This window comes from Peribacillus sp. NPDC097264 (genome assembly GCF_050277925.1).
GTDB lineage: Bacteria > Bacillota > Bacilli > Bacillales > DSM-1321 > Peribacillus.
Genome location: NZ_JBNNSR010000009.1, coordinates 183,102 through 201,701 on the forward strand (window position 1 = coordinate 183,102; position 18,600 = coordinate 201,701).

The window sequence follows — 18,600 nt, forward strand, 5'->3', positions numbered from 1 at the left end:
TTGACCTTTATATTTTAATTATACTGCTTATTATTCCCTTGTAAAGAAAAGTTATATGGGACAGTGATAATTTCTGCTATTAACCCTTTACAACCCACCCTACCAGAGGGTTTATACAATCTGTTTACTCTAAAAGTTAAAAGTACAAAGCAAAAAACCTCTCTTCAATCAAGAAGAAAGGCCAAATCATCCCGAAGAGCCTTTAAGTAAATATTTGCGGAAGAGTTTTTTAGAAATCTCGAATATTTTCGGATATACTCAAGAATAATGTTCCAATAATAACGACCACCCGTGATAATGGGTGGTTTTCTCTGCGGCTGAAAGCCTTTATTACTGACCAGGCCCTAAAGGGCCCCCTGATTCGCCAATTGTACTACTTTTACTGGCCAGACCTTAAAAGGCCTCCCACTCACTTCCTTTTCTTTTTCTGTATCTCTTCACCTGTGAACGGATCTGCGACTATATCATCTTGTATCTGGTTCCGTATGTATTCTTCTATTACCTTTTTGTTTCGTCCAACTGTATCTACATAATATCCCGTCCACCAAAACTTTCGGTTTCATACCTGGATTTCAAATTGGCATGACGGTCAAATATATTCAAACTACTTTTCCCTTTTAAATAACCCACAAATGAAGATACACTTATTTTTGGGAATGCTCACGAGCATATGTACATGGTCTTTACATGCCGTTGCTTCAATGATTTCCACGCCTTTCCTTTCACATAGCGTGCGCAATATTTGACCAATATCCTTTTTTATCTTTCTTGTAAATCACTTGTCTTCTGTACTTCGGTGCAAATACGATATGATACTTACAATTCCAGGTAGTGTGTGCTAAACTATTAGTGTCTTATGACATAAAACTCCTCCGTGATGCTGATATTTTGGTTGGCGAACCAAAAATGTTTTAGCACCATGGGAGAGTTTTTTTAATAGCACGCTGAAAGCTTTTTAGAACCCTAGGCCTAGCCTAGGGTTTTCTTTTCTACAAAAAAGCAGGAAAGGGAATGATCATCCTTTTCCTGCTTTTCCATTTCATTATGGCTTTCTTTGATAGGTCCATAGCCGGTTATGATTCGAAGTCTCAGGAAAGGTGTCCCCTGCTTCGAGCTTGACCATTTTCGGATTGACTACCATACTTCCTGTTTCACCGATTTCTACGTATGCCCCATTATTAGGTGCTTTTTGCCCTGGCTTAAATTGACGATTTTGCCCCATGTATTTCACCCCTTTACATGCTTTCCCTATTATTATTGCCACCTTTTTTTCTTTCATTACCGAAAATTTCAAAAGGGAAAAGAGGATGGTGGACAAAATATAAAAGCGCCTGCTATAGAGCAGACGCTTAAATTTATTATGATAGTAAATCTACGAGAACCGCCTTTTGGGCATGTAGACGGTTCCCCGCTTGATGGAATACGACCGAATTCGGCCCATCGATGACTTCTGCAGTCACCTCTTCTTCTCTATGAGCAGGTAAGCAATGCATGAATAGATAATCATTCTTTGCATGTTTAACAAGTTCACCGTTGATTTGATAGCCCTTAAACGCTTCTAAACGGATGCTATTCTCAATTTCTTGCCCCATGGAGGTCCATACATCCGAATATACGATATCTGCGTCCTTAATGGCTTCAACCGCTGAGGTCGTAACAGTTACTTCACAATTGTTTTCAGCTGCTACTTCCTTCGCGTAGGCAACGATTTCTTCGTCAGGCTTATACCCCTCCGGACATCCAATCGAGAAATTCATGCCCATTTTAGCGCAACCGACCATCAATGAGTTGGCTACATTATTCCCATCGCCAATGTAACTCATTTTTAATCCTTTCAATTTCCCTTTCAATTCTAGGATGGTCAGGAAGTCCGCCATCACTTGGCTAGGATGTGCAAGGTCAGTCAACCCATTAATAACGGGAATGGTTGCATGATCAGCCAATTCCATGATTTTTTCATGCCCGAAAGTACGAATCATGATACCATCAAGGTACTCGGAAAGGACTTTTGCCGTATCGGAAATGGGTTCTCCACGTCCGATTTGCAAGTCATTACTGCTCAAAAATAATGCATGGCCACCTAGCTGTAGCATTCCCACTTCAAAAGAGACCCGGGTACGAGTCGATGATTTTTCAAAAATCATCCCTAATGTCTTACCAGCTAAAGGTTTATATTCCTCGCCCGCTTGTAATTTGGCTTTTATATTTTGCGCCAACTCCAATAAAGCTGCAATTTCCTTTGATGTTGTTTCCTTCATCGTCAAGAAGTCTTTTCCACCCAAAATTTTCGAGTGCGACTGTGCCATCAGTGCATTCATACATGTGACACCCCTTTCGAATAAGTTGCAAGCCATTCCTGCAATGAGGTAACGCTTGGATCCGCATGCTTCAGTGATTGTAAATACGCTTTAAATGTTTCCTCTTCCGAAAAGGCCAATAGTCTGTATTTGGCGGCTAATAACCGTAACTGCTTATCTTCATCCGTTGCTCCGTAAGCCAAGACGACGGCTGCATTGCCTGCCTTTAGCCATTGGTCAAAGTCCGAATGGGTGATTTCCAAGTCGGCATCATGGATTAGCTTAAGTAGTCCTTCGCTTAATTGGGCTGATTCGGCTTGATACACACCTGTCGTATGTTTAGCCTTTTGAGCGTGAAATACTTTCGTTAACGCTTCTATCATGGTTTCCCCGATTGCGATGCCTTCACCTGTAGACTTCATTTCCGGACCGACTTTTGAATCCAGTCCACTTAAAGCGAAGGTTGAGAATACTGGATATTTGACGACCGAATACGGAATATCTTCCATTAATCCTGTTTTTTCAACCAAATTTGCTAAAGAATATTTCCCAAGCAATATTTTTGTCGCCATTTGCACTAATGGGACGTTCGTGACTTTACTGATGATTGGAATCGTACGGCTGGCACGTGGATTCACTTCCAGTACATATACATCACTGCCATCAATGACGAATTGGATATTCATGAGTCCTTTATATCCAAGCTCTCTCACAAGCTTTTCTGCATAAATGGTCATTTTCCCCTTAATATCATCCGATAAGGACTGTGAAGGCAGTAAAGCCAGGCTATCTCCTGAATGAACCCCTGCTTTTTCAACATGTTCGGCTACGATTGGGATATAAACTTCCTTACCATCCGCAATCAAATCGATTTCTGCTTCCTTACCAGGAATATAAGAATCGATCAATACGGGATACACAAGTTCTGCACCATTTTCGATTCGGTTCAACAAACTTTCCTTTGAACGGATTATTTCCATTCCTTGTCCACCGATGACATAAGACGGACGCAACAGCACAGGGAAGCCGATTGTTTCAGCACTTTCAACGAGCTGTCCCACACTGTCAGCCATTGTTCCTGGGACATGCGGAATGTCCAGCTTTTGTAACAGTTGATAAAAACGATCGCGATCTTCTAACTGATCAAGCATGTCAAATGAAGTACCAAGCAAATTGATTCCGTAGTCTTCCAATCCTTTTGCCAGATTGATAGCCGTCTGACCGCCAAACTGGACAATGACATCCTCAATATTTTCCGCTTCAATGACGTTCAAGACATATTCCAAAGTTAAAGGCTCGAAATACAAACGGTCTGCTATCGCAAAATCCGTACTGACCGTTTCGGGGTTATTATTGATCATGACCGTTTCCACATTTTCACCTTGAAGGGCATAAACGCCATGAACGGAACAATAATCGAATTCGATGCCTTGACCGATTCGGATTGGCCCGCTGCCAATCATCAGAACTTTTTTCTTATCTGTTTTTAGCTGTTCATTTTCTCCAAAGTAAGTCGAATAATGATAGTTCGTATGTGAGTCGAATTCGGCTGCACAAGTATCCACCGTCTTGTAAACGGCAGTTATACCCAGTGTTTTACGAAGTGCCCTCACGTCGAATTCACTTATATTCCATACGGAGGCAAGGTAGCGATCTGAAAAGCCCTTCTCCTTGTAAAGCTGCATCTCTTCCTTGTTGACCAATTCAGCAGTCTTGGAAGAGATATCCTTTTCTTCCTCGATCAGCGAAGCGAAAGAGTGAAGGAAATAGTAATCTATGGCGGTTGCTTCATGGATTTCCTCCATCGTCACACCTTTACGAAGCATTTCAAAAATGACAAAGATTCTTTCATCCGATTTCTCGGCAAGCTTTTCCCAAAGCTCGGATACTGACTTATCCTTTAATGACAGGAGCTGAAGCCCGTTTGTCTTTAATTCCAATGAATCAATAGCCTTTTGTACTCCGCCTTCGAAATTGCGATGCAGGGCCATTACTTCTCCTGTCGCTTTCATCTGTGTGCCCAATTTACGGTGTGCCGTCTTGAATTTATCGAATGGCCAACGCGGGAACTTAACTGCTACATAATCCAACGCCGGTTCAAAGCTTGAATACGTGCTCTTCGTTACTGGGTTGATGATTTCCGATAAATGATAGCCGACAGCCAGTTTTGCAGCGATACGGGCAATTGGATACCCAGTCGCTTTGGAAGCCAATGCAGAAGAACGACTGACACGCGGATTCACTTCAATCAAATAATATTGTTTACTGTTAGGGTCAAGTGCAAATTGAATATTGCAGCCCCCGATAATCCCTAAAGCGGAAATGATTTTAATAGAGGCAGAACGTAGCATTTGAAACTCATCATCAGACAATGTCTGTGATGGTGCAACCACGATTGAATCACCTGTGTGAATACCGACTGGATCAATATTTTCCATATTACAGATGGTGATGCATGTATTGTTTCCATCACGCATGACCTCATATTCGACTTCCTTAAAGCCCGCGATGCTTCGTTCAATCAAGCATTGAGTGATCGGGCTTTCCTGAAGACCACCCCGAACAAGTTCTTTGAAAACCTCCATGGATTCTGCGATTCCACCACCGGTTCCGCCTAGTGTGTAGGCTGGTCTGATGATGATGGGAAAGCCAATTTCCTCAGCAAAAGCTACCGCCTCTTCCAAAGTATGGACAATCTTACTGTCCGGCACTGGCTCATCTATTTCAAACATTAGTTGACGGAACAGCTCACGATCTTCTCCCTTTTTGATGGAGTCAATCGGTGTTCCTAGTAATTTGACATTGTATTTTTCAAGAATCCCAGCATCATCTAACTGATAGGCAAGATTCAATCCCGTTTGACCGCCTAAAGTGGCAAGTAAGCCATCTGGCTTTTCTTTCGCAATGATTTTTTCCAGTACATCCACCGTCAACGGTTCGAAATAGACCGCGTCCGCGTTCATTTCGTCCGTCATGATGGTTGCCGGATTGTTATTGACAAGAATGACTTTATAGCCTTCCTCTTTTAAGGCGAGGCAGGCTTGTGTTCCTGCATAGTCAAATTCAGCGGCCTGCCCGATGACGATTGGCCCTGAACCAATTACTAATATGGTCTGTATCGTGTTGTCTTTAGGCATATGCTTTTTCTCTCCCGCTATAATCATTTATCATTTGTAAAAAGTCGTGGAACAACAGTGAACTTTCAACCGGTCCTGGATTTGCTTCAGGATGGTATTGAGTTGTGAAAATTGGAAGGTCTTTATGCATAAGGCCCTCAACGGTATGATCATTTACATTACGGAACCGGACTTGAAGCGATGTTCCTTCTAAACTTGGTTCATCCACTTCATAACTATGGTTTTGTGAACTCATATAAACCCTTTTCGTTTTCAAATCGACCACGGGCTGGTTCGCACCTCGGTGCCCAAACAGCATCTTTTTCGTATTGCCCCCAAAAGCAAGTGCGGTCAATTGATGACCTAGGCAAATGCCCATGGTAGGAAAATTCGAAATGATTTTCTTTATATTATCCAACAGATATTCAAGCTGTTTTGGATCCCCAGGCCCATTTGAAAGCAAAATGCCATCCGGTTTCAATTTCACGATCTGTTCGAATTTCGTATCGAAGGGAACGACTGTAACATGGCACCCCTGCTCGATCAATGAAGTTAAAATGGATTTTTTATAGCCAAAGTCCATCAATACAATATGCTTGCCGCCTTCTCCAAATTCCTCATATTCTTTCGTGGAAACTACAGCGACGTGTGCGGCTATACCATTGAGCTTGGATTCGAAGGTAAAGTTTTCATTCATGGAGATCGCCGCTTGCATGGAACCTTCTTGACGGATATTCTTGACGACAGCCCTTGTATCCACATGACTCAATAGAGGAATATTCCATTTATCCAAATACTCAGCAAGTGAATATTCGGCTTGATAATGTGAATGATTCATAGTGCCTTCATACACAATAACGCCAGCCACATGAGGCTTCTTACTTTCGAAATCGAATGGATTGATTCCGTAATTCCCAATTAAGGGATACGTAAAGATGACGATTTGATCTTTATAGGACGGATCAGTCAATACTTCCTGATATCCGGTCATTCCGGTAAAAAAGACAATCTCTCCAGTAATTGTTTTCTGAGTCGATTTAGTTAACAGATTCCCTTCGAATACAGAACCATTTTCTAAGCATAAATAATTTTTCATGTTTTTCACCTCTTAGGTAGATGATGTATATTTATATACATAGTAGCATAATTATTCATTTCATTCTATAAAAATTCAAATAATTTAGATTATTTGTTTTGTTGCCACTGCACTTTTAATTTTCACGATTGCCTGATCTATTTCTGATTGATTCACCGTAAGCGGTGGAAGCAAGCGAAGTACGTTCGGCCCGGCACTCAATAGAAGTAGACCTGCCTCTTGCATCTCCAATATAAAGCCCTGGACTTCCTGTTTGCATTCAATGCCAATCATCATCCCAAGACCCCGGACTTCTATTACATCGTCAAGATCCTCTAACGCCTTGGTCAATTCACTTTTCAGATACTCAGCTTTTTCCTCTGCTTCTTTTAAGAAATCCGGTTGGAATATTTCAGTTAGAACCGCTTCGGCAGCTGCGACACTCACTGGGTTTCCTCCAAAAGTGGACCCATGGCTTCCAGGACCAAAGAATTCCGCCAATTCCCTTTTACCGATCATTGCCCCGATAGGGAGTCCGTTTCCAAGCCCTTTGGCCGAAGTAAGGATATCTGGCTGGATATCGAAATGAAGGAAAGCGAATGGCTTAGCTGTCCGGCCAATTCCCGTTTGAATTTCATCAACGATAAGAAGGGCTCCATGTTTTTTACATGCGGCAGCAATTGCATCCAAATAAGCTTGCTGAACAACATGAATGCCACCTTCCCCTTGAACGATTTCAATCATGACCGCTGCCGTGTCACCGTCTACTGCGGCGGCTAAAGCGTCGTTATCATTAAATGGAACATATTCAAAAGAGTTTAACATCGGGCCGAAACCTTTCTTGATCTTATCTTGCCCGGTTGCTGCCATTGTTGCGAAAGTACGCCCATGAAATGATTGTAAACAAGTGACGATCTTACTTCTCCCTGTCGCTTTACGGGCAAGTTTAATTGCTGCCTCATTTGCTTCCGCACCGCTGTTGGCAAAGAAAACGTGGTCCAATCCCGATGCTTCTGCCAGCATGCCCGCAACCCTTTCCTGTGCAGAGCTCTGGAACATATTCGATACATGCCAATACTTATTCAACTGCTGGGTAACGGCATTCTTCACTTTTTCGTGACAATGACCAAGATTCAGCACTCCAATTCCTGATGTAAAGTCCAGATACTCTTTCCCATTCTTACTCATTAACTTCGTACCGTTCGCTGTTTCTGGTTCTATGTCCCATCTTGCATACGTTGGAAATAAAGAACTCATTTGAATACCCCTTCTTTCTGTAAAAATTTCGTACCGATGAACTGTCCATCCTCGTAGAAGATCTCTTTTCCACTTACAATCATCACTTCTTCGACGCCCTTATTCAACACGGATAATGCAGTCTTTACCTTTGGAATCATTCCTCCATATATACTGCCATCTGTAATTAAATCTTGCGTCTCCGATTCGGTCAGCTTTTCGATGACTTGATGATTCTTCATTACCCCTTTAACATCTGTTACAAATAAACACATGGCCGCCGAAAGGGCTTTCGCCACTGAACCTGCAGCCATATCGGCATTCACATTCAGTTTATTTCCATCTTCTGTAGAGGAGATAGGCGTCAACACTGGGCAGAAGCCTTTGTCGAAAAACAATTCCAATAGTTCTGTATCGACCTGATGAATTTCACCGACAGCCCCTAGTTTTTCTTTATCAATGAACTCACCGGTCAGGATGCCGCCATCCGATCCATTGAGGCCAACTGCTTTGATTCCGTGTTCTTCCAACTTGTGTACAAGGCAACGATTAGACTTACCTGCCAGCATCAGTTCAACCACTTCCAGCACGTCTGTTGTCGTTTTTCTCAACCCATCTTCGAACACTGGTTCAATTTCGAATTTCTCAAGCATCGAATTGATATCCGGACCGCCTCCATGAACGAAGACGATTTGATACCCACGGCTTTGTAATTCTTTTATACTCGTAAAAAATGATTCGGATAACTCATTAATAATGCTGCCGCCGCATTTGATGACTAAAGTGTCCACCCATTCATCCCCCTTATGATCGATAGCTCCCATTAATTTTCACATAATCATAGGTTAGATCGCAGCCCCATGCCGTACCTGATTCGTTCCCATCTTGTAAATAGACATTAATCGTTATACTCTTATTTTCTAAATAGACTTTCGCCTCTTCTTCGGAAAACTGTACCGGTTCGCCTTCCTTCAGGACTACGATATCACCAAAGGCGATTGTTGTTTGTGTAGGTTGAAAGGCCACTCCGCTTCTTCCCATGGCCGCGATAATGCGACCCCAGTTAGCGTCAGAACCAAACGCTGCGGTTTTCACTAAATTTGAACCCACAATCGTTTTTGCCATCATCTGTGCATCGGTTTTCTCATTCATTCCATGGACATTGACTTCAATTAGCTTCGTAGCCCCTTCTCCATCTTTTGCAATTTGCTTAGCAAGGTTTTCAGATGTCTGTTTCAATAAATTCAAGAAGACGGACCATTCCGGGTGTGCTTTGGATAATGGTTCATTGCCTGCTTCTCCATTTGCCAAAACCAGAACCATATCGTTCGTGGAACTATCACCATCAACCGTGATTTGATTGAAGGTATCGTTGGTTATGCTAGATAACGCCTGCTGTAAATCGGCCGGTTCAATGGCTGCATCCGTCGTAATGAATCCAAGCATCGTAGCCATGTTAGGATGAATCATCCCCGACCCTTTCGCTGCACCGCCCATTTTTACGACCTTGCCGTCAATGACCGCTTCATACCCACAGCTCTTCGTTACGATATCCGTCGTCAAAATAGCGGTACCAAAGTCTTCTGCGGCTCCTGGTGTATCAGCTATCTCGAGTAAATCTATTCCCTTTTTGATCTTTTCCATATCCAAGTACTCACCAATGACTCCCGTTGAAGCAACAGCAAAAGCATGATCTTCCAAGCCAAACTTTTGTGCCGTAAGCTTTCGCATTTCAAGCGCATCCTTTAGCCCTTGCTTTCCAGTGCATGCATTCGCGCAGGCACTATTCACAATGATGCCATGAATTTTGCCGGTGACGGAAATACTGTCTTTCGTCACATCGATTGGGGCCGCCTGAACGACATTCTGTGTATAAACGGCAGCAGCTGAGGCCGTGACGTCCGAAAAAATGACGCCAATATCTTTTTTGGAGTAACGTAAACCTGCATGAACGCCTGACGCTTTAAATCCTTGTGGAATTAAGATGTTTCCTTTTTCAATTTGTTTGATTGTTTCAACTTGCTGTAATGTATTCATTATTTCCCTCCAAGAAATTTTATGGATAAAGCGGGGTGTTCCATAATCCTGTTGTTTCTTCAATCCCCATTAAAAGATTTGCGTTTTGAATGGCCTGCCCAGCAGCGCCTTTCACTAAATTATCAATCACCGAAACAATCGTTGCCCTTCCTGTTCTTTCATCATAAGCAACACCTATATCGCAAAAATTCGAGCCATATACTTGTTTTGTAGAAGGAAAGTGATCTATTGGCTGTATTCGAACAAATGGATGTTTATCATAAATGGTTTCATACAAATCCCTTAATTCGGCCGTTGAAGTTTGCCGGTTTAATTTAACGTACATTGTGGCCATGATCCCTCTCGTCATCGGGACAAGATGGGTATTAAAAGATATCGGCTGTAAATCTTTCGACCAGCGTCCAAGCTGTTGCTCAATTTCCGGTATATGTTGATGCTGGTTCACCTTGTATATTTTGAAATTTTCATTCATTTCACTATAATGCGTTACGACCGAAGGAGACTTCCCTGCCCCGGACACCCCTGATTTAGCATCGATAATGACATCTGAACCTGTAGCCCATCCTTCCGTAAATAAAGGGGCAAGGCCAAGCAATGTAGCGGTGGGGTAACAACCTGGGTTTGCAATAATAGTGGATTGCCTGATTTCCTCGGCATTCCATTCTGCTAGACCGTATATAGCTTTTTCAAGGATGGATTGAGGGGCAGCCTCTTTTTTATACCAACGTTCATATTCTCCTGGAGTTTGAAGCCTGAGGTCCCCTGACAAATCGATTACTTTCAAGTCAAGATCAGAAAATTGCGAAATCAGTTGTGAGGAAACACCTGAAGGCGTAGCGAGAAAAACAATATCAGATTTTTTTGCGATTTTTTCCGGATCAATGGCTTCCAATTTATCTTTCATATGCATTAAATGCGGATTTTCTTCATGGATACTCCGACCAAATTGGGATGAAGTATGTAATGATTCTATTTGTAAATGAGGATGATTAGCCAGGAACCTTATTAGCTCCAATCCACCATATCCTGTAGCTCCGACAATTGAAACGTTCATAAAACCACTCCTATATTCTAGTCCCTGTCATTCTTTGATTCTATTATTATATGATTGAATAAAAATAAAATCAAATGTATTTTTATAAAATTATTAAATTATATACAAAATTCTATCTTTTGCTACTATTCTTTGATATATTTTTTTCCATTCACAGCCCATTTATGAACAACGTCTTAGATTTAACCCTTTCTTGTTGCTAAAATCACCAGTAGTTCATTCATTGCCTTGTTTATTCATTTCACAACCTCCATATCCGTCCCCCGACCACCAGCAATTATATGCCTACAACATGAAAAGGTTGCGGGGATATCGACGGTATCCATCCAATTGTATTGACCCAGGGATCATTTAATATCTTGTTCCATCATATACATGCATAAAACCCGTATAATTTATTCATTAACCAAACGATGCACATACAAAAAAATACGGGATGGCATCTGCCATCCCGTATTTTTAACTTGTCCTTTAAAAATCAACCACCAATAAAGGACATTTCTATTTTTTCTTGTTTTTTCAAAGTGCCCGCTACCCTCTCGTCCGAATAACGGTCATCTCGATGATTCCAAATCGAGATGATGTGGTCTGTTAATTCTTCATCCGACATCTCTGAACGAACCAATGACTTCAAGTCATGGCCTTTCCCATTAAATAAGCAAGTATATATGCTACCGTTTGCAGAGAGACGTGCACGCGTGCAACTTGAACAGAATGATTCCGAAACCGACGTGATGAATCCTACTTCAGTTGTTGTTCCTTTATAACGGAAACGCTTAGCAACTTCCCCAAAGTAATCTTCTTCCACAGGTTCCAATTCGAATTCTTGCTGTAGCATCTCGAGCAGTTCCTTTTTCGTTACCACATTTTTTAGTTGCCAACCATTTGTATGGCCAACATCCATATATTCTATATATCGCAGTTGAATGCCTTCCTGTTTGCAAAAACGAGCCATTGGCAGGATTTGAGATTCATTCGTTTCTTTTTTCACCACCATATTGACCTTGACGCCAAGTCCTGCCTTTTTAGCAGCGGCGATGCCTTCCAGAACCGGTTTTATCCCGATATTTCTGCCATTCATCTTTTTAAACAACTCGTCATCCAGACTGTCTAGGCTGATGTTCACTCGTTGTAAACCTGCTGCCTTTAAATCGGCCGCATGCTTCTTCAGGAACACGCCATTGGTGGTCAACCCTATATCTTCTATTCCTTCAATCAAGACAAGTTCGGAAATAAGCGTGGTAAGATTTCTGCGTAACAGCGGTTCCCCGCCCGTCAACCTTAACTTCTTCACACCTAAGTTTGCGAATATTTTAGAGATCCTTATAATTTCTTCATATGATAAAAGCTCGCTCTTCGGGAGGAACTGGAAATTCTCATGAAAAATTTCAGCCGGCATACAATATTGACAACGGAAGTTGCAACGATCGATGACGGAAATTCTCAAATCTCTTAATGGCCTATCTAAAGAATCTTTTATTTGACTGGTCAATTAACCACTCCTAGCCCTCATGTATTAGAAAAAGCCAAGCCAATAAAAAGCTGGTCCACAAAATGCGGATTCACCGTTTTTTGACTGGCTCTCTATTCATTCTTTTACATGGAATTTATTTTATGCCTAATGCGATTTTTGCATATCTGGACATGCGGTCCTTGGACCATGGTGGACTCCACACAATTTGCACGTCCGTTTCTTTCACTTCCGGAATATCTTCAAGCACCAATTTCACTTGATCGACAATTGTACCAGCTAATGGGCAGCCCATAGCCGTCAAGGTCATCTTCACAGTCGTTAGTCCTGCCTCGTCCATATCCACATCATATACCAAGCCTAGATTGACGATATCTATTCCAAGCTCCGGGTCAATAACCTGTTCCAAAGCTCCCATAATAATGTCTTTTGTATCTTGATCCATCTTAATCACTCCTTTTATAATCAATTATCCCCGTCATTCATACCGGGTGCTGATAGTTAAAACGGTTTACACTATCTACATATTAGAATCATAACAGATTTTTCGCGTTCCATTAAGCTTTTTGTATAGTTGGCAATAAATGTTTCTCAAACCAGTTCGCCGTTTGAAGCACACCTTCTCTGCTTACCTTATGAGATGCTTTCTTGTCGAGAATGAAATTAATTCTATTATCCCCTTCATTATAACTTGATTTAACCTCTTCATAAAAGCGATATGCATATTGATAAGGAACCACATGATCTTTTGCTCCATGCCAAAACAATAGTGGCCGATTAGCGAGCCTGTCGGGATTCAAGCTTAGGTCAAATGGTTTAAGTTGTGCAATCGCTTGTGTGATTTCCTCTTCCGATAGGGGAAAGCTAATCTCCCTTTTTTTCATCTCCCCTATTTGAAGCTCGGCAAACGAAACATATGAAGGGTTCCCCATCAAGCTCACGCCCGCCGATAACCAATCATAAGTCGCTAACGCCCCATTGGTCACAATCCCACCCATTGAGCTGCCGGCTATGCCAATCCTTTTAGGATCGATTAATTTACGGGAAAGTAAATCATCTTTAAGTAGGGGCAACTCTTTGATGCTCTGTAATACCATTTCCCAAAAACGAGGCATCAACTCGGATTCGCTTTCCCCCGTTTCCCTCTCTCCATGGTAGACAACATCGGGAAGAATCACGCGAAAGCCCTTTTCAGCCATTAAATATGCATAATGGAGATTGTGTTCCTTTGCACTCTGAAATCCGTGTATAAAAATGACTAGCGGCAGTTCCTTATTGAAAATGGACCGTTCGCTAACATGTAAAACAGGAATGTGCCCTATTACTTCTTTTTCGATGATCACCAATTCGACCCCTCCGAATCATTCATGTTATAATGCTGATTGCCCCTATATGGAACAACCAAAATTTTATTAAAAAACCTATTTAAGTAAGTCGTATAATCTCGGGATTATTATAACCCTTTCATTTAGTAATATCATACAAGAATGCATAAAGAATGAAAAACATTTACAATTTCAGTACACTAAACTTAACAATATTCGCCTATAATAAAATCAAAAAAGAACAGAAGGTGCCATAGATGAATGACAAGCATTTAATTGTATTGGATCTTGATGGAACATTACTTACTGATAAAAAATCCATTTCCCCCCGCACTAAACAGACCCTTTTAAAACTGAAAGAGGATGGACATGAAGTCATGATTGCGACAGGCCGTCCCTACCGCTCAAGCGAACTCTATTATCGTGAGTTGGGATTGACAACGCCTATCGTCAATTTCAATGGTGCCTTTGTCCACCATCCCTTGCAGACAAGCTGGGGGACGTATCATTCACCTCTCGACATCAAGATTGCAAAAGAGATAGTCGAGGCCTGTGACCAATTTAGCTATCATAACATCATTGCAGAGGTTAGGGATGATTTATATGTCCATTATCATGACGAAAAATTGATGAATATGTTCAATGTAGGGAATCCAAAAATGACTAGCGGGGACCTGCGAAACTACCTAAACGATTCGCCTACCTCTATGCTCATCCATACAGATAGCGAATATGTCGGGCAAATTCGGCAGCATCTATCGGATGTTCATGCTGAATTGGTTGATCACCGACGTTGGTCAGAGCCCTTTCACATCATCGAAATCATAAAAAGTGGATTAAGCAAGGCTGTTGGGCTTCAACGTGTATCCAATTACCTGGACATTCCAAAAGACCGGATCATCGCATTCGGGGATGAGGACAACGACTTGGAAATGCTTGACTACGCAGGAACGGGTGTCGCCATGGGTAATGCCATAGAATTGGTGAAAAACGTAGCCAACACGACAACCTTGACCAATGAGGAAGATGGCATTGCCATTTTCCTTGAGGAAAAATTTAATCTGAAATAACACATTTTTCCCTTCATAAATTCCATTCATTGAGCCACACTAGTAGGGACAACAGCAAACATCGTTGTCAAAAAGCTCAGATTCGGAGGAGATATAATGGGAACAAAATCAAAACGTTTTGTACAGCAAGGCAAAGAAAGTGTTGCCAAACACGCTGAAAAAATCCCTTATCACACTACGTATGCAGAGGCTGAAAAAGACAGATTACGTATTATGTCAGAACAAAGCTATGGTGGCTTCTAATGGGAAACAAATTATTCCAGAACGCTCGGGACTTTGTTGAAGAAGCTCTCCACTCTGAGCCTGGTGGCGACCAGCAAAAAACTGTGGAAATCGCCAAAAATGCTCTTTCTTCGGCTAATGCCAATACGAATAATGCCGAAAAAGAACAGTTGCGTGAACTTCAGGAAAAGTTGGAAAACCATCTAAAGTAAAAAGGAAAAGCCTCCAGGATCCTGGAGGCTTTTCTCGTATTTAATCGTTATTTCTTGTTGTTCCGCCTTTTTTACCGATTTCTTTATAAAAACTTTTATCATGAGAATCGGAGGTGGCTTCTCCGCCTTTGCGTCCAATCTCTTGGTAGAAGTCCTTATCGTGATTGTTCGAAGTGGCATCCCCGCCTTTGCGTCCAGCTTCTTCCCTACTCATCTTTTCATTCTTAGCCATTGTTCATCACTCCTTCAACAAGATTTATTGGCGATACGCTAGTACATTAGCCGTTTGGGATAAGCCTCAAACGTAAAACACCAATATTTATCCATTTGTCAATGAAGTGTAACAGTAATGAAAAATATGGTAAAAATCCTACTGTTCATTCCCTTCGGAACGTACCAACGATTCCCGACGTTTCAATAATGTTGGTGAAGGCATGAGGATCGACTTCTTGAATAATCCTCTCCAAATCATACAATTCATACCGAGTAATGACGATCATCAACATTTCCTTACTTTCATTGGTGAAAGCTCCTTTAGCAGGGAGCCTTGTAATGCCGCGAACCAATTTAGCATGGATGGCTTGCTTCAGTTCCTCGCTTTGCTTCGTTATGATCATGGCTGTCAACTTTTCATGGCGAGTATGTATAGCATCTACCACGCGTGTTGAAGTATAAAGCGTAACGAGGGTATACAAGGCCTTTTCAGGTCCATATACCGCTCCGGCTGTGACGATGATGATTCCATTCAAAAGAAATAAGTAAGTTCCTACAGGCTTGTCCTTCTTGCGTGATAAAAGCATGGCGATAATATCCATACCACCTGTCGATGCCCCGAATTTCAATGTAATCCCTACTCCGACCGCAGCGATCACACCACCAAAGACAGCATTCAACAAAATGTCTGGGGACCATCGTGTTAGCGGGATGATTTCCATAAATAAACTCATTAATATAACACTGAGGAAGCTATAAAAAGTGAAGGACTTCCCAACCTTCCTCCAGGCAAGAATAGTGACTGGAATATTCAATAGAAAGAGTAAGATACCAGTCGATACATTAAATGGTGCAAAGGATCCAATAATACTTGATAATAACTGCGCTACCCCTGTGAATCCACTTGCATAAACATTTGCAGGAATCAGAAAAAAGTTCATTGCAACAGCATTCAGTAATGCACCAATTATGACAATTAGAATTTTCTTTATTTCATTACCATACAACCAAAAAACCTCCAATATATCCTATTTTTAGTGGCCAATTCCCCTTATTTTCTCTTTCTATAGTCGTAGTGATTGAAATTTCACCGTTACATGCTAAACTAAATAGAGTAAAACACACATTTACTAAAATATGTAAAAAGAAAGCGGGTGTATTATGGCTATCACGATTCTTGCGGATAGTGCATGTGACTTGCCATTGTCTTTCTATCAAGAAAACAATGTAACATTGATCCCCCTACAAGTTCATTTGGATGGGCAAAATTATGAAGACATCGTTACCATTAATTCTAAGGAGATTTTTCAAGCCATGCTTGATGGCAAGGCTCCAAAAACTTCACAAGTTTCTCCGGAACATTTCTTGGAAATATTCACGGAGTTTGCCAAAGAAAAAAAACAGGGCATTTATATTGCCTTTTCCTCTGAACTATCCGGAACGTACCAAACAGCCGTTATGATTCATAACCAGGTGAAGGAAGAATACCCTGATTTGGACATAGAGATCATTAACTCGAAATGCGCATCATTAGGCATTGGCATGGTCGTTGAACAAGCTGCCAAGTTAGCTCAGAGTGGAGCTTCTAAAGAAGAAATTTTAACACATATAAATTTTCTCCTCAAGCACATGGAACACCTATTCACGGTAGGTGACCTTGAATACTTGGCGCGTGGTGGACGTATATCCAAAACATCTGCCCTTGTTGGCGGGTTATTAAACATTAAACCGCTACTAAATGTGGAGGATGGAAAACTCGTTCCTCTTGAGAAGATTCGCGGCAAAAAGAAATTAGTGAAAAGAGCGATGGAATTAATGCATGAGCGTGGCATAAATCTATCTACTCAAACAATTGGTATTGTTCACGGCAATGACGAAGAATCCGCATTGGAATGGAAAGAAGTGATTCAACATGAATTTGGTACGACAAATTTCATGATCCATTCAATCGGTTCAGTAATCGGGGCACATACCGGTCCTGGTACTGTAGGTATCTTCTTCTTAAACGATACCCCTGTGAAATCATAAATATGCATACTCCCTCTTATAATTGTGAACAATACATATTGATCATGATTATGAAGGGAGTTTTTATTATGTCACACACTAAAGATAACAATAAAAGACCCGAAGATAACCAAGCGAGAAACGCCGAAAAAAACATTGCCTACCAGGAAAATCTTAAAGCGGGAAAACATTCCTACTCCAAAAAAACAGATCATAAATAACGGGGGACATCCCCCGTTTTTTCCTGTATCCCCTTGACAAAGTCCACTTGCTTAACAGAATGAATGGTTGTCTTCCTTACCTATCTTCTCTATAATAAAAGAAATAAAACCTGCTGGAGGTAAGTAATGGCAAAGGAAAATTCATTCGATATAGTATCCAAAGTAGATTTTTCGGAAGTGACAAATGCTGTAACCATGGCAATGAAAGAAATACAAACGCGCTATGATTTCAAGGGCAGCTTAAGTACGATTTCCATCGATAAGGAAGACCTCGTTTTGGTTTCTGATGACGAGTATAAACTTGATCAATTAAAAGATGTTTTAATCAGTAAACTTATAAAGCGTGGAGTTCCCGTCAAAAACCTCGATTACGGGAAAATAGAAGGGGCTTCCGGCGGTACTGTCCGTCAACGCGCTAAACTCATTCAAGGTATCGATAAAGAACAAGCAAAGAAAATCAACACCATCATTAAAAACAGTGGGTTAAAAGTCAAAAGTCAAATTCAGGACGACCAAATTCGCGTTACCGGAAAAAACAGGGATGACCTGCAAGGCATCATCTCTGCCATCCGTGGTGCTGAATTATCAATTGATGTACAATTCCTAAATTACCGCTAAACTAGTAGGGGCTGTCCCAAAAGTCAGGAATATGACTTTTAGGGCAACCCCTTTTTTTTATAAATTTATGCACAAAAAAATCGCCCTTTTTAGTAAAATGAAGTTACCAGACAACATTTAGAAAGGACGATTTTTTATGAGCAATCCAAAGATTACTACAGAAAATTATAACATGGAACAAACTTTACTACCACTCTGCATACATGAGGAAACTGTCGTTCCCCAAAAACGAAATGTCACACCTACTTTTATTCCCTATGATAATCAACAAACAACTGTGATTTTTGATATTCAGGATCTGATTCCAGCTTACCACGTCGCGCGTGTAATCGATCAAATGATTGAATCAGTAGAAGATAAAGTCTTTTTCGAGCACTATAATGGTGGCGGACGTAGCTCTTACCATCCCAAAATGATGACGAAAGT

Annotated in this window: 18 protein-coding genes and 3 pseudogenes; 7 read left to right on the top strand and 14 right to left on the bottom strand. The window is 41.2% G+C overall.

Annotated features, from left to right (window positions below; all coding sequences use genetic code 11):
• Window positions 1-409: 409 nt before the first annotated feature.
• The 12 genes and pseudogenes from tnpA to ACQKL0_RS15975 form a co-directional block, all read right to left on the bottom strand.
• A pseudogene (tnpA, locus tag ACQKL0_RS15920) lies at window positions 410-809 on the bottom strand (IS200/IS605 family transposase).
• A 233-nt stretch (window positions 810-1,042) separates the two neighbouring features.
• Window positions 1,043-1,222 (bottom strand): YjzC family protein, encoded by a 180-nt coding sequence (locus ACQKL0_RS15925; protein ID WP_402867778.1) that lies wholly within the window; start codon window positions 1,220-1,222, stop codon window positions 1,043-1,045.
• 136 nt (window positions 1,223-1,358) lie between these two features.
• On the bottom strand, window positions 1,359-2,318 hold the full coding sequence (gene argF / locus ACQKL0_RS15930; RefSeq protein WP_427688552.1) for an ornithine carbamoyltransferase: 960 nt from the start codon (window positions 2,316-2,318) through the stop codon (window positions 1,359-1,361).
• A complete protein-coding gene (locus tag ACQKL0_RS15935) occupies window positions 2,315-5,434 on the bottom strand; it encodes a carbamoyl phosphate synthase large subunit (protein WP_427688554.1) in 3,120 nt (1,039 codons plus the stop codon). The genes argF and ACQKL0_RS15935 overlap by 4 nt, the downstream gene beginning before the upstream one ends.
• Window positions 5,427-6,509 carry a carbamoyl phosphate synthase small subunit gene (locus tag ACQKL0_RS15940; protein ID WP_427688556.1) on the bottom strand — a complete coding sequence of 361 codons (1,083 nt, stop codon included), beginning with the start codon at window positions 6,507-6,509 and terminating at the stop codon, window positions 5,427-5,429. The genes ACQKL0_RS15935 and ACQKL0_RS15940 overlap by 8 nt, the downstream gene beginning before the upstream one ends.
• Before the next feature lie 84 nt (window positions 6,510-6,593).
• Window positions 6,594-7,745, bottom strand: a complete 1,152-nt coding sequence (locus tag ACQKL0_RS15945; RefSeq protein WP_402955847.1) for an acetylornithine transaminase — start codon at window positions 7,743-7,745, stop codon at window positions 6,594-6,596.
• Window positions 7,742-8,515: an acetylglutamate kinase gene (gene argB, locus ACQKL0_RS15950; protein ID WP_427688558.1), complete on the bottom strand. Its 774-nt coding sequence runs from the start codon at window positions 8,513-8,515 to the stop codon at window positions 7,742-7,744. Before argB ends, ACQKL0_RS15945 begins: the two co-directional genes overlap by 4 nt.
• Before the next feature lie 13 nt (window positions 8,516-8,528).
• Window positions 8,529-9,761 (bottom strand): bifunctional ornithine acetyltransferase/N-acetylglutamate synthase, encoded by a 1,233-nt coding sequence (gene argJ / locus ACQKL0_RS15955; protein WP_427688560.1) that lies wholly within the window; start codon window positions 9,759-9,761, stop codon window positions 8,529-8,531.
• Window positions 9,762-9,780: 19 nt separating this feature from the next.
• Entirely contained in the window at window positions 9,781-10,815 is a 1,035-nt protein-coding gene (gene argC / locus ACQKL0_RS15960; RefSeq protein WP_427688561.1) for an N-acetyl-gamma-glutamyl-phosphate reductase, read from the bottom strand.
• 478 nt (window positions 10,816-11,293) lie between these two features.
• Complete coding sequence (gene moaA, locus ACQKL0_RS15965; RefSeq protein ID WP_402867770.1) at window positions 11,294-12,307, bottom strand: GTP 3',8-cyclase MoaA; 1,014 nt, start codon at window positions 12,305-12,307, stop codon at window positions 11,294-11,296.
• 115 nt (window positions 12,308-12,422) lie between these two features.
• Window positions 12,423-12,731: a metal-sulfur cluster assembly factor gene (locus tag ACQKL0_RS15970; RefSeq protein ID WP_402867769.1), complete on the bottom strand. Its 309-nt coding sequence runs from the start codon at window positions 12,729-12,731 to the stop codon at window positions 12,423-12,425.
• 112 nt (window positions 12,732-12,843) lie between these two features.
• The gene (locus ACQKL0_RS15975) at window positions 12,844-13,632 is read right to left on the bottom strand and encodes a prolyl oligopeptidase family serine peptidase (RefSeq protein ID WP_402867768.1); all 789 of its coding nucleotides are present in this window, start codon (window positions 13,630-13,632) and stop codon (window positions 12,844-12,846) included.
• A gap of 236 nt (window positions 13,633-13,868) precedes the next feature.
• Between ACQKL0_RS15975 and ACQKL0_RS15980 the strand changes: the two genes are divergently transcribed.
• The 3 genes from ACQKL0_RS15980 (at window position 13,869) to ACQKL0_RS15990 (ending at window position 15,115) form a co-directional block, all read left to right on the top strand.
• Complete coding sequence (locus tag ACQKL0_RS15980) at window positions 13,869-14,681, top strand: Cof-type HAD-IIB family hydrolase (RefSeq protein ID WP_402867767.1); 813 nt, start codon at window positions 13,869-13,871, stop codon at window positions 14,679-14,681.
• A 96-nt stretch (window positions 14,682-14,777) separates the two neighbouring features.
• Window positions 14,778-14,924, top strand: coding sequence for a hypothetical protein (locus tag ACQKL0_RS15985; RefSeq protein WP_402867766.1), 147 nt, complete (start codon window positions 14,778-14,780; stop codon window positions 14,922-14,924).
• Window positions 14,924-15,115 (top strand): DUF3813 domain-containing protein, encoded by a 192-nt coding sequence (locus ACQKL0_RS15990; protein ID WP_407408616.1) that lies wholly within the window; start codon window positions 14,924-14,926, stop codon window positions 15,113-15,115. The genes ACQKL0_RS15985 and ACQKL0_RS15990 overlap by 1 nt, the downstream gene beginning before the upstream one ends.
• A gap of 43 nt (window positions 15,116-15,158) precedes the next feature.
• On the opposite strand, the pseudogene ACQKL0_RS15995 reads toward ACQKL0_RS15990, so the two are convergent.
• Window positions 15,159-15,347 (bottom strand): annotated as a pseudogene (locus tag ACQKL0_RS15995) (KGG domain-containing protein); the annotation flags it as partial.
• Window positions 15,348-15,492: 145 nt separating this feature from the next.
• Window positions 15,493-16,335: a YitT family protein gene (locus ACQKL0_RS16000; RefSeq protein WP_402867763.1), complete on the bottom strand. Its 843-nt coding sequence runs from the start codon at window positions 16,333-16,335 to the stop codon at window positions 15,493-15,495.
• 154 nt (window positions 16,336-16,489) lie between these two features.
• Between ACQKL0_RS16000 and ACQKL0_RS16005 the strand changes: the two genes are divergently transcribed.
• From ACQKL0_RS16005 to ACQKL0_RS16020, 4 genes and pseudogenes are all read left to right on the top strand, one after another.
• Window positions 16,490-17,356 (top strand): DegV family protein, encoded by an 867-nt coding sequence (locus tag ACQKL0_RS16005; RefSeq protein WP_427688563.1) that lies wholly within the window; start codon window positions 16,490-16,492, stop codon window positions 17,354-17,356.
• A 68-nt stretch (window positions 17,357-17,424) separates the two neighbouring features.
• On the top strand, window positions 17,425-17,556 hold the full coding sequence (locus ACQKL0_RS16010; RefSeq protein ID WP_403123592.1) for a DUF3941 domain-containing protein: 132 nt from the start codon (window positions 17,425-17,427) through the stop codon (window positions 17,554-17,556).
• A gap of 126 nt (window positions 17,557-17,682) precedes the next feature.
• A complete protein-coding gene (locus ACQKL0_RS16015) occupies window positions 17,683-18,174 on the top strand; it encodes a YajQ family cyclic di-GMP-binding protein (protein ID WP_402867760.1) in 492 nt (163 codons plus the stop codon).
• 136 nt (window positions 18,175-18,310) lie between these two features.
• A pseudogene (locus tag ACQKL0_RS16020) lies at window positions 18,311-18,600 on the top strand (hypothetical protein); the annotation flags it as partial.